General features: G+C 37.8%; 1 protein-coding gene (only partly in view). It reads left to right on the top strand.

Annotated elements, in window-relative coordinates:
* Positions 1 to 14,462, top strand: partial view of a non-ribosomal peptide synthase/polyketide synthase gene (locus ACHRV5_RS17500; RefSeq protein WP_395427625.1) — the 3' portion only. Its footprint begins 14,413 nt before the window's first position; 14,462 of the gene's 28,875 nt are visible here — the last part of the coding sequence; its start codon lies off the left edge, out of view; the stop codon is at positions 14,460 to 14,462.
* Positions 14,463 to 14,488 lie beyond the last annotated feature (26 nt).

Here is a 14,488-nt window from a genome sequence, read left to right as displayed (position 1 = left end):
AATACCAGTTATTAGATGTTTTTAATAATACGGCAGTAGACTATCCAAAGGACAAAACGATAGTTGCTTTATTTGAAGAGCAGGTTAAAAATACTCCTGATGCCATTGCAGTGGTTTATGAAGGAGAAGAATTGACTTATAGAGAATTAAATGAGAAGTCGAATCAATTAGGTCATTATTTGCTAAAACAACGTGTCCAAGCCGGGGATTTAGTCGGCATTTGTTTGGATCGTAGTTTGGAGATGCTGATAAGTGTTTTAGGGGTTATAAAATCAGGAGGTGCTTATGTGCCAATAGATCCTGAATATCCGCAAGACCGTATTGATTATATAATAGAGGACAGTGGTATTTCCTTTTTTGTTACCCAAAAGGACTATGAATTTCTAATTGCTGATAAAGTTGAGATTACAGGAGTTGCAATAGATTTATGTAAAGAGCATATACATCAGCAACCGATCACAGCTTTAAATATAACTTTAGATTCAGAACAAAAGGTATATTGTATTTACACCTCAGGTTCTACAGGTAGACCCAAAGGAGTTGCGATTAGTCACACCAGTTTATTGAACATAGCCTTAAGCTGGGAAGCATCTTATAAACTCGATCATACAACTTGTTTATTACAAATGGCCAGTTTTTCTTTTGATGTATTTTCAGGAGATTTATGCAGAAGTTTGTTATTTGGAGGTAAAATGATACTTTGCTCTTCAGATATTCGACTTGATCCGGCTCGATTGTATAGCTTGATTTCAGAAACCGGTGTTACTATATTGGAAGGTACTCCGGGATTAGTAATTCCATTAATGGATTATATCCATGATCAGAATTTAGATTATAGCTGGATGAAGCTTTTGATTTTAGGTTCTGATATCTGCAGCATGAATGATTTCAAAAGAGTGTATGTTAGATTTGGACATTCCATGAGAATCATTAACAGTTATGGTACTACAGAAACTACCATTGACAGTTCTTATTTTGAAGTTGATACCATTAACAATCTGGATGGTTTAGTTCATGTACCAATTGGTAAACCTTTATGGAATAATAAGTTTTACGTATTAAATCAATCGAATACACTTTTACCTGTTGGTATAATTGGAGAGTTATGTATCGGAGGAACAGGAGTTGCCCTTGGCTATCTGAACCAAGAAGAGTTAAATAGAGAGAAATTTATCATAAATCCTTTCATAGAAGGAGAGAGAATATATAAAACGGGTGATTTGGCACGTTGGTTGCCTGATGGTAATCTTGAACTTATCGGTAGGAAAGACGACCAGGTTAAGATCCGTGGGTATCGTATCGAGCTGGGTGAGATTGAGAATGTATTATCATTATTAGAATCGGTTACCCAATGTTGTGTTTTGGCCAAGGAAGATGTTAATGGTATCAAACGTTTGGTTGGTTATGTAGTGGTAGAAGGAAAACTCAATAAAGCTGATTTACAAGAACAATTAAAATCAAGTTTACCCGAGTATATGGTTCCGATGATCTGGGTTGAACTGGATCACATGCCGCTGACTCCTAATGGCAAACTGGACAGGAAAGCCTTACCGGATCCGGATAATTCTGATTTGTCTAGTCAGGCCTATGTTGCGCCGCGTACAGAAACGGAGGAGCAATTAGCAGTAATCTGGCAGAACTTATTGGGTATAGAAAAAATAGGTATTTATGATAACTTCTTTGAGGTGGGAGGGCATAGTTTATTGGCTACCCGATTAGTGTCGATGATTCGTAAAGAATTGTCTATCGAAGTATCAATCAGAGAAGTATTTGAATACACTACTATAGCAGCTTTAGGGGCTCATGTATCCGTTCAGTCAGAGGGAGTATTGTTGCCTGCTATTGTTGTTGAAGAACGTCCGGAGCGAATTCCATTGTCTTTCAGTCAGGAACGTTTGTGGTTTTTGGATCAATTGCAAGGCAGTACAGAATATCATATGCCTACTGTACTTCGTCTGGAAGGAGCACTGGATATATCCATCTTGGAACAAACATTACAAGCCATAGTTTCCCGTCATGAGGTACTTCGTACGATATTATTATCAGAAGATGGTGTAGGGTATCAGGAAGTTATAAGTACAGAAAACTGGACTTTGGACCAGGTAAAAATAGCAGACGAAGGATTATTGGAAAGTAATCTACAGCATTATTTAGTAAGTCCTTTTGATTTAGCAAAAGATTATAAATTAAAAAGCTGTCTGTATGATTTAGGAAACCAACAGTATGTATTGGCTTGTGTGTTTCATCACATTGCCAGTGATGGTTGGTCCGAAGGTATTTTGGTCAATGAGTTCATGGAGCTTTACAGTGCGCTGAAATATGGCAGAACAGCTGTTTTACCGGAATTAACTTTACAATATTCAGATTATGCGATCTGGCAAAGAAAGTATCTCGAAGGAGCTGTCTTAGAATCCCAGTTATCCTATTGGGAAGAAAAGCTGCAAGATGTAGTTACCTTAACTTTACCAACAGATTATCCCCGTCCTTCGATACAAAGTACAGCGGGATCAAATGTTTCGGCTATCTTAAATAAAGAATGTAGTGAATCATTAAATACGTTATGTCAGAGAGAGGGTGTTACCTTGTTTATGTTGCTGTTATCGGCATTTAAAGTATTGTTATCTCGTTACAGCGGGCAGGAGGATATTTGTGTGGGAACTCCAATTGCAAACCGTACCCAATCGGAATTAGAGGGAATGATTGGCTTTTTTGTCAATACGCTGGCGCTTCGCAGTGATCTTGGAGGTAATCCAAGTTTTAAGGAACTTTTAGAGCAAATAAAAGAGACTACATTGGACAGCTATGACCATCAGTTAGTTCCATTTGAGAAGGTTGTAGATCGCGTGGTTACTACCCGTGACAGAAGTATGAGTCCTTTATTTCAGGTGATGTTTGTATTACAAAATACACCGGAAGGTTCAGACGAACTGACTTTAGAGAATATCATGCTTTCGGGATATGAGTCTGATGCATTTAATTCAAAATTTGACTTAACGCTAAATATATCTGAAACTAAAGATAATATTATTTTAGATATAGAATATTGTAGTGCTTTGTTTGATAAGGCTACAATTGATCGTATGCTGTTGCATTATCAGGAGTTGTTGACAAGTATTGTGAAGGATGTCAATCAGCCTATAGATGGGCTTTCTATGCTTACCGGAGCAGAAGAACATCAATTGTTGAATATTTTTAATGATACGGAATTAGCTTACCCTCAAGATAAAACGATAAGCGATTTATTTAAAGATCAGGTTCTTAAAACACCGGATGCGACAGCATTGGTTTTTGGAGATCAGGTAATGACTTACAAAGAACTGGATGAGCGTTCCAATCAATTGGTTCATTATTTTGAATCGGTTGGAGTGATAAGAAACTCCCGAATAGGAGTCTTGTTTAACAGAAGTTTTGATATGATCATTAGTATATTAGGTATCCTAAAATCAGGAAGTACTTATGTTCCTTTAGATCCTACATTACCGGCTGAACGATTATCCTATATTTTGAAGGACTCGAGTGTCAATTTTCTGATTTACAGGGAAGAATCTTTATTATCAGGTCTATCTTCAGAGTTTATCGTCTTCCTGGATATAGATAAATCGGTTAATTATAAAGCTTCTGAAATTTTACATAAAACAGAGCCTGCTTCAGTTGCTTATATTATGTATACTTCAGGAACAACGGGTAATCCGAAAGGAGTGATGGTAACACATCGTAATATTGTCAGTTTATGTACAAGTTGTGATTATATCTCATTAAATTCAGATACGGTATGGTTGTCAACAGGATCTATTTCTTTTGATGCTACTACTTTAGAATTTTTCGGAACCTTACTAAATGGAGGTCAATTAATATTAGCAGATACAAATGCATTGCTAAATGTCAGCAATCTAAAAGAACTTATTGTAAAAAATAAAGTTACCACTATGTGGATGACAGCCTCTTGGTTTCATCAAGTAGTAGAAGATGATGTAACTGTTTTTGAAAATTTGAGTGATTTAGCAGTTGGTGGTGATGTAGTTTTGTTTAATTATACCAATAAATTAAAAGAGCTTTATAGCGATTTAAATATAGTCAATGGGTATGGTCCTACAGAAAATACTACGTTTTCGACGACCTATACGATTGATAAAGTTACTTATACCAATCTTCCTATTGGTAAGCCTATTAAAAATAGTCAGGCCTATATCGTAGATTCCAAATTGAATTTATTGCCAATCGGTGTTATTGGAGAATTATGTGTTGGAGGTTCAGGAGTTGCACTTGGTTATTTAAATCAAGAAGAATTAACGCAAGAGAAGTTTATAGCAAATCCATTTATAGAAGGAGAAAGAATTTATAAAACGGGCGATTTAGCACGCTGGCTCCCGGATGGAAATATTGAATATATTGGCAGAAAGGACAATCAGGTTAAGATTCGAGGCTATCGCATCGAGTTAGGTGAGATCGAGAATACGTTGTCATCGTTAGCATCGGTTATTCAATGTTGTGTATTGGCTAAAGAAGATGCAGTAGGTACCAAACGACTGGTGGGTTATGTAGTTTCAGAGAACAAACTCGATAAGACTGATTTACAGAATCAATTGAAATTAAGCTTACCGGAATATATGGTTCCGATGATCTGGGTTGAATTGGATCAAATGCCTTTAACTTCAAACGGTAAACTGGACAAAAAAGCATTACCGGATCCGGATAATTCGGATTTGTCTACAAAAGAATATGTTGCGCCTCGTACAGAGATTGAGGAACAATTAGCAGCCATCTGGAAGAACTTATTAGGGATAGAAAAAGTTGGAGTTTATGATAACTTCTTTGAGTTGGGAGGCCACAGTTTATTGGCTACCCGATTGGTATCGATGATTCGTAAAGAGCTGTCTATTGAAGTATCTATCAGAGAAGTATTCGAATATACTACTATAGCAACTTTAGGAACTCATGTAGCGGGACAATCGGCAGGAATATTATTGCCGGCAATTGTTGTGGAGGAGCGTCCGGAGCGCATTCCAATGTCTTTCAGTCAGGAACGTTTGTGGTTTTTGGATCAGTTAGAAGGAAGTATTGCGTATCATATCCCAATAGTGCTGCGTTTAGAAGGAGCAGTAGATGTATCAATTTTAGAAAAAACATTACAAAATATAGTATCACGTCATGAGGTATTGCGTACGATACTTTTATCAGAGGATGGTGTAGGATACCAGCAAGTAATAGATGCGGAAGATTGGAAACTGGATCAGATAAAAGTAACAGAGCAAGGATTATTGGAAAGTAATCTGCAACATTATTTAGCAAGTCCTTTTGATTTAGCAAAGGATTATAAGTTAAAAAGTGGTCTCTATGATTTAGGAAACCAACAGTATGTATTGGCTTGTGTGTTTCATCACATTGCCAGCGATGGTTGGTCAAGTGGTATTTTGGTGAATGAGTTTATGGAGTTTTACAGCGCTTTTCAGTCAGGAAGGTCAGCTGTTTTACCGGAACTTGCTTTACAATATTCAGATTATGCGATCTGGCAAAGAAAGTATCTCGAAGGCGACGTATTAGAATCCCAATTATTGTATTGGGAAACGAAGCTTCAGGGAGTGGCTACTTTATCCTTACCAACAGATTATGCACGTCCTTCAATTCAAAGTACAGCAGGATCGGATGTTTACTTAGTTTTGGATAAAGAAATCAGTGAGTCTTTAAAAGCATTATGCCAAAAAGAAGGCGTTACCTTGTTTATGGTAATGTTGTCAGCTTTTAAAGTGTTACTGGCGCGTTATAGCGGTCAAGACGATATTTGTGTAGGAACGCCAATAGCAAACCGTACCCAATCGGAATTAGAGGGCATGATTGGCTTTTTTGTCAATACCCTGGCACTTCGCACTGATCTGGGAAGCAATCCAAGTTTCAGTGAACTCTTAGGAAGAGTAAAGGAAACGACTTTGGAGAGTTATGACCATCAGTTAGTTCCATTTGAAAAGGTAGTAGACCGAGTGGTTACTACCCGTGACAGAAGTATGACACCATTGTTTCAGGTAATGTTCGTATTACAGAACACACCCGAAGAAGCTACAGAAACAGTATTAGAGGATATTGAGATTTCAAACTATGAATTTGAGACTTTCGGTTCAAAATTTGATTTGACCTTTAATGTATCTGAAAATAGTAATGGTATCGCCTTAAATATGGGATACTGTACCGATTTATTTGATAAAGGTACAATTGATTGTATGTTGTTGCATTATCAGGAGTTGTTGGCAGATATTGTGAATGATATCAATCAGCCAATCGGTAATCTGACGATGTTGACTGCAGATGAAAAGCACCAATTGTTAACTGTTTTCAATGACACAGCTCTTGCGTATCCAAAGGATAAGTCATTAGTTGATTTATTTGAAGAGCAGGTTAAAAAGACTCCGGATGCCATTGCTGTGGTTTATGAGGGAGCAGAATTAAGTTATAAGGAATTAAATGAGAAATCGAATCAACTAGGATCTTATTTAAGAGAACAAGGAGTTCAAGCTGATGCCCTTGTGGGGATCTGTGTAGAGCGCAGACTGGAAATGCTTGTAGGTATCTTGGGAATTTTGAAATCTGGTGGGGCTTATGTTCCAATAGATCCTGATTATCCATCAGATCGTATTACTTATATGTTGCAAGATGCGGGTATGAATTTGGTGTTAAGCAGCACCGCAAGCCATAAAGTATTAGCAGAACATACCCATCTTAAGGTGGTACTGTTAGACAAGGATTGGGATGTGATCTCAGGATATTCTACAGAAGATTATAGTGGTCTAGTAGCGCCGAATCATTTGGCTTATGTAATTTACACTTCAGGAAGTACAGGAAGACCTAAAGGGGTAATGATTGAACATACAAATAGTATAAATCTGGTTACTTCTCAGGTTAACACATTTGCTATTGATTCAAGTGATGTTGTTTTGCAGTTTTCAAACTTTGCTTTTGATGCTTCTGTTGAACAAATTTTTATAACCTTGTGTAGTGGTAGTAAATTGATTCTTGTAAATAAAGAAACGATTCTTGATACTGAAAATTTACTGAATTTTATTGATGTTCAAAAGATAACACATTTTCATACTACTCCAAGTATGTTAAGTACTTTACCTGTGAGGACCGATTTAAAATCCTTAAGAAGAATAGTTGTTGGAGGGGAGATTTGTAATAAAGATTTAATGGAAGCCTGGAATGAAGGATATTCATTTTATAATAAATATGGTCCGACAGAAACGACCGTAACTTCTACCATCTCTTTTTATGATAAGGGTACTTGTAACGATAGAGAAATAAACATAGGAAGACCTATAGGTAATACTCAAATTTACATTTTAGATTCGCAGCTGAGTTTAGTACCGGTAGGCGTAGTTGGGGAGTTATGTATTGGCGGTTCAGGAGTATCCCGAGGTTATTTAAACCAGGAGGAACTAACCCAAGAGAAGTTTATAACAAATCCATTTATAGAAGGAGAAAGAATTTACAAGACAGGCGATTTAGCACGCTGGCTTGCGGATGGTAGTATTGAGTTTATCGGCAGAAAGGACAATCAGGTTAAGATTCGTGGTTATCGTATTGAGTTGGGTGAGGTTGAGACTACTTTGTCATTGTTAGAATCGGTGATTCAGTGTTGTGTTTTGGCCAAAGAAGATGCAAATGGTAACAAACGTCTGGTTGGTTATGTGGTTGTAGAAGGGGAGCTAAATAAAACAGATTTACAGGATCAATTAAAGGTAAGTTTACCCGAATATATGGTTCCGATGATCTGGGTCGAATTGGATCAGATGCCATTGACTTCAAATGGTAAACTGGACAGGAAAGCGTTACCGGATCCAGATAATTCAGATCTCTCTACACAGGAGTATGTTGCACCACGCACAGAGACAGAGGAACAATTAGCTGTTATCTGGCAGAATTTATTGGGAATAGAAAAAATAGGTGTTTACGATAACTTCTTTGAATTAGGAGGTCATAGTTTACTGGCGACCCGATTGGTGTCGATGATCCGTAAAGAATTGTCTATTGAGTTAGCTATCAGAGAAATATTTGAATATACTACCATAGCCGCATTAGGGGCTCATGTATCGGTTCAATCAGAAGGAGTCTTATTGCCGACTATTGTTGCGGAGGAGCGTCCGGCGAGAATTCCATTGTCTTTCAGTCAGGAACGTTTATGGTTTTTGGATCAATTGCAAGGAAGTACAGAATATCATATTCCTACTGTTCTTCGTCTGGAAGGCACAGTAGATGTTTCGATCCTGTCGCAAACCTTACAAAGTATAGTTTCGCGTCATGAGGTATTGCGCACAGTTCTTTTATCAGAGGACGGAGTAGGGTATCAGGCAATAATACCTGCAGAAAACTGGAAGCTGGAGCAGGTAAAAATAACAGATGTATCCTTATTTGAAAACAGTCTGCAGGACTATCTGATGTTGCCTTTTGATTTAGCAAAAGAATATAAGTTAAGAAGTTGTTTGTATGATTTAGGAAACCAGCAGTACGTACTGGCTTGTGTACTTCATCATATTGCCAGTGATGGTTGGTCAGGTGGTATTTTGGTGAATGAGTTTATGGAGCTTTACAGCGCTCTTCAATCCGGCAGAACTGCTGTTTTACCGGAACTTACTCTGCAATATTCAGATTATGCGATCTGGCAAAGAAAGTATCTCGAAGGAGCTGTTTTAGAAGCACAGTTATCGTATTGGCAAGAGAAGTTGCAAGGAGTGACTACCTTATCATTACCAACAGATTACGCTCGTCCTTCTGTACAGAGTATGGCAGGTTCAAGTATTTTCTTAGTCTTGGATAAAGAATTTAGCAATTCCTTAAATGCATTGTGTCAAAGAGAAGGTGTTACGTTGTTTATGGTAATGCTGTCTGCCTTTAAGGTATTGTTGTCGCGTTATAGCGGGCAAGATGATATCTGTGTAGGAACACCAATAGCAAACCGTACCCAAGCAGAGTTGGAAGGTATGATTGGCTTTTTTATAAATGTGTTGGCACTTCGCAGTGATCTTGGAGGTAATCCAAGTTTCAAGGAACTTTTAGAAAAAGTAAAAGAAACCACATTAGACGGTTATGACCATCAGTTGGTTCCATTTGAAAAAGTAGTGGATCAAATGATTACGAATCGTGACATGAGTACGAGCCCTTTATTTCAGGTGATGTTTATATTGCAAAATACACCTGAATTATATAAAGAGGAAAGTTTAGAATTACAAGATATTGTCCTCTCAGATTACGGGTTTGAAACTTCTAATTCGAAATTTGATTTAACATTACATATAACTGAAAGTAATAACGGTATTACTTTAGATATGGGGTATTGTACCGCTTTGTTTGATAAAGCTACAATTGATCGAATGCTGTTGCATTATAAAGAATTACTGGTAAGTGTTGTCAATGATATGAACCAACCAATAGAAAGTCTTTCTATGCTTGACCAAGAGGATAAGCAGCAGTTATTGACTGTTTTTAATGATACTGCATTTGCATACCCTCAGGATAAAACGATAGTAGATTTATTTAATGATCAGGTTCTTAAAACACCACAAGCGATAGCCTTGGTTTTTGAAGATCAGATGATGACTTATAAAGAACTGGACGAGCGATCCAACCAATTGGTTCATTATTTTGAATCGATGGGAGTGATTAGTGATTCGCGAATAGGAATCTTGTTTAACAGAAGTTTTGATATGATCGTTAGTATATTAGGGATCCTAAAATCAGGATGTACTTATGTTCCTTTAGATCCTACCTTACCTTCAAAACGATTATCGTATATAGTAGAGGATTCGAGCGTGAATTTTCTTCTTTACAGAGAAGACTCTTTACTATCAAGTTTATCAGTTTCAGATTTTATTTTCTTCTTAGATATAGCAGAATCTTCTGCTTATGAATCTTCGAAAGTGGTAAGTGAAAGACATTCTGCTTCCGCAGCCTACGTTATGTATACGTCAGGAACAACAGGAGTACCAAAAGGAATTTCGATCAGTGACGAGAATGTAATTACTTTGATTAATGATCCATCGAGTGCGATCGCAATTAATTGTTCAGATCGAGTACTTCAATGGTCTAATTATGCTTTTGACGGATCGACCTATGAGATTTTTGGCAGTCTTTTAAATGGAGCGAGTCTTTATTTAATAGATAAATCTGTGGCTTCAGATGCCGGGGCTTTATCTAAGGTTATAAACAGGAATGAATTAAGTGTTATTTTTATTACTACTGCCTTGTTTAATTCTTTGGCAGAATATGATTTATCCTTATTATCAAGTTTAAGATTGTTGTTATTTGGAGGTGAAAAAGTTTCAATAACTCCAGTACGAAAAATGTTATCAGGATTAGGATTCGGAAAAATTCACCATGTCTATGGACCTACAGAGACAACCGTGTATGCTACTTGTTATGCTGTTTTTGAGATCTCAGATTCAGCAACAACGATTCCAATAGGTAAGCCTTTGACCAATACCAATTTGTATGTTTTAAATCCTTCATTAGATCTAGTACCAATTGGTGTTATTGGAGAGTTATGCATTGGGGGATCAGGTGTAGCCAGCGGTTATCTGAATCAGGAAGAATTAACGAAAGAGAACTTTATAGCGAATCCTTTTGTTGAAGGAGACAGAATGTATAAGACCGGTGATTTAGTACGTTGGTTAGCTGACGGAAATATAGAATATATCGGTAGAAAGGACAACCAGGTAAAGATTCGCGGATACCGCATCGAGTTGGGTGAGATTGAAAATGTATTGTCTTCATTTTCAGAAATTATCCAGTGTTGTGTTTTAGCCAGAGAGGATGAAGTTGGGAACAAACGTTTGATCGGTTATGTAGTTTCAGGCGATAAATTAAATACAACAGATTTACAGGAACGCTTAAGAGTAAGCCTTCCGGAGTATATGGTTCCGATGTTCTGGGTTGAGTTGGATCAGTTGCCATTGACCTCTAATGGTAAATTGGACAAGAAAGCCTTACCGGATCCGGATAGTTCCGAGTTATCCAGTAAAGAGTTTGTGGCTCCCGGTACAGATACAGAAAAACAGTTGGCAGTTATCTGGCAGCAGTTGTTGGGAATAGAAAAAATAGGGATTCATGATAACTTCTTTGAGTTGGGTGGACATAGTTTATTGGCCACGCGATTGGTATCGATGATTCGTAAAGAGTTGACGATAGAAATTGAAATTGTAGACGTATTTGAACACACTACTATAGCAGCCTTAGGAGCTCATGTATCGGTTCAGTCAAAAGGAGTATTACTGCCTACTATTGTTTCAGAGAATCGTCCCGAGCGAATTCCATTGTCTTTTAGTCAGGAACGTTTGTGGTTTTTGGATCAGTTGCAAGGTAGTACAGAGTATCATATTCCTACTGTTCTTCGTTTGGAAGGAGTGGTAGATGTATCAATTTTAGAGAAAACATTACACAGTATAGTGTCACGTCATGAGGTATTGCGTACGATTCTTTTATCCGAAGATGGTGTAGGGTATCAGCAAATAATATCCGCAGAAGACTGGACACTGGATCAGGTAAAAATAACAGAGGAGTCCTTATTAGCAAGCAGTATGCAAGATTATCTGATGAGTCCTTTTGATTTAGCAAAGGATTATAAGTTAAGAAGCTGTCTGTACGATTTAGGAAATCAGCAGTATGTATTGGCTTGTGTACTTCATCACATTGTTAGTGATGGCTGGTCGGGTGGTATTTTGGTGAATGAGTTTATGGAGTTTTACAGCGCTCTTCAATCTGGCAGAACAGCTGTTTTACCGGAGTTAACGTTACAATATTCCGATTATGCGATCTGGCAAAGAAAATATCTCGAAGGAGCTGTTTTAGATGCACAGTTAGCGTATTGGGAAGCGAAGCTTCAAGGAGTGGCTACTTTATCTTTACCAACAGATTATCCTCGCCCTGCTGTGCAGAGTACGGCTGGTTCAACTATTTTCTTGGTCTTGGACAAAGAAATTAGAGAGTCTTTAAAAGCATTATGCCAAAGAGAAGGGGTTACCATGTTTATGGTAATGTTAGCTGCCTTTAAAGTATTGTTGTCACGTTATAGTGGTCAGGACGATATTTGTGTGGGAACTCCAATTGCTAACCGTACCCAATCGGAGTTAGAAGGGATGATTGGCTTTTTTGTCAATACCCTGGCACTACGCAGTGATTTGGGTGGTAATCCGGATTTTAAAGAACTTTTATCCCGAGTAAAAGAGACGACATTGGGTAGTTATAATCATCAGCTGGCTCCATTTGAGAAAGTGGTAGACCGTGTAGTAACTACTCGTGACAGAAGTATGACACCTTTGTTTCAGGTAATGTTTGATTTTCATAATGATATTGAAAATACCAGTGAAGAAAGCCCAATAGTAGAAGATGTTATAATTTCCAGGTACGAGTATTCACAAATGACAGCTCAATTTGATTTGATGTTGAGTATCTCAGAAAGTGATTTTGATATTTCGGTAGGAATAAATTACTGCACCGCTTTATTTGACCAGACTACGATTGATCGTATGTTGTTGCATTATAAAGAGTTGTTGGTGAATATGTTGAGTGATATCAGTCAGCCAATACATAGTTTGCCTATGTTGACTGCGGCAGAATCCCATCAGATAGCAGCTGTTTTCAACGATACCTTTGTAGAATATCCATTGGATCAGACGGTAGTTGATTTGTTTGAGCAGCAGGTGCAAAAAACGCCTGATGCTATCGCTGTAGTTTTTGGCTCGGAAGAGTTAAGTTACAAAGAGTTGGATAAGCGTTCTAATCAGCTGGGCCATTATCTTCGTGATCAGGGTGTGGTGGCAGATAGCCTGGTAGGTATCTGTGTAGATCGTAGTTTGAATATGCTTGTGGGGATCTTAGGTATTTTAAAATCAGGAGGAGCTTATGTGCCTGTTAAACCGGATTATCCTGCATCCCGTATTTCCTATATTGCTCAGGATACCGGTTGTTCTTTGGTTCTTACCGATGCATCAAGTAAAGAGGCTTTGTCTGCGATCTTAAGTGATAGTAAGATTATCGTTTTGGATGATTCCTCTTCGGTATATGCCAATTGCTCTGTAGAACCATTAGGTATTTCGTATTCACCTGCTTCGTTGAGTTATGTTATTTATACCTCTGGAAGTACGGGAGCTCCCAAAGGAGCTATGATAGAGCATAGTGGGCTATTGAACCATCTTTTGATTATGATTGATGATTTGAATATGGACAGTACCAGCGTTGTTGCCTTTACAGCGCCTTTTACTTTTGATATTTCGGTATGGCAATTATTAAGTGGTTTATTATGTGGAGGTCGTATTGCGATTTACAGTGAGTCCATGATCTTGGACACCAATGATTTTCAGAATGCTTTATGTTCTTATGGAGTTACGCATCTTCAGTTAGTTCCTTCGTATATATTGAATTTATTGGAAACAGGTTCAAGAAAAGGTTTGGAAGATTTACGTTATTTTCTGGTTACAGGAGAAGCGGCTACGATTTCATTATTAGAATCCTGGTTTGCGTCGTTTCCTTCTATTGCTGTAGTGAATGCTTATGGTCCTGCAGAAGCATCAGATGATGTCAGTCTTCATATTATGTACGAGGCTCCTTCTGGAGTTGTAGTTCCTATAGGTAAGCCTGTAGCCAATATGCAGTTGTATGTTGTAGATGCGTATGATAATTTATGTCCGATTGGAGTTGTTGGAGAGTTATGGGTTAGTGGTGTAGGAGTAGGACGAGGTTATTTAAACAGAGAAGAATTAACCCAAGAGAAGTTTATAGCAAATCCTTTTGCAGGAGGAGACAGAATTTATAAGACAGGCGATTTAGTGCGTTGGCTTGCTGACGGAAGCCTTGAGTTTATCGGCAGGAAAGACAATCAGGTTAAGATTCGAGGGTATCGTATTGAGCTTGGTGAGATCGAGAATGCTTTATCTTCTTTATCTGGAATTATTCAGTGTGGAGTATTGGCCAAAGAGGATGCAAGTGGTAACAAACGTTTGGTTGGTTATGTGGTGGTAGAAGGCAAACTGGATAAAGCAGATGTACAAGAACAATTGAAATCAAGTTTACCCGAGTATATGGTTCCGATGATCTGGGTTGAGCTGGATCAGCTGCCGTTAACTCCTAATGGTAAATTGGACAGAAAAGCGTTACCGGATCCGGATAATTCAGATCTCTCTACACAGGAATATGTTGCGCCACGTACAGAGACAGAGGAACAGTTGGCTGTTATCTGGCAGAATTTATTGGGAATAGAAAAGGTAGGGATTTATGATAACTTCTTTGAATTAGGAGGTCATAGTTTACTGGCGACCCGATTGGTGTCGATGATCCGTAAAGAATTATACATTGAAGTATCGATTCGAGAAGTGTTTGAGTACACGACAATAGAAGGACAAGCATCACTTGTTGACCTTTTTGAATTGGATTTTGATGAAGATGAAGAGGATGAAGAAAGCTATAATGAAAGTATTACACTATAACAAAACTATTAAAATATAATTTTTAA

This window comes from Flavobacterium sp. FlaQc-52 (assembly GCF_044007495.1).
Lineage (GTDB): Bacteria > Bacteroidota > Bacteroidia > Flavobacteriales > Flavobacteriaceae > Flavobacterium > Flavobacterium cupriresistens.
The sequence above is the reverse complement of the archived record's forward strand: the minus strand, read 5'-3'. Positions and strand labels throughout refer to the sequence as shown.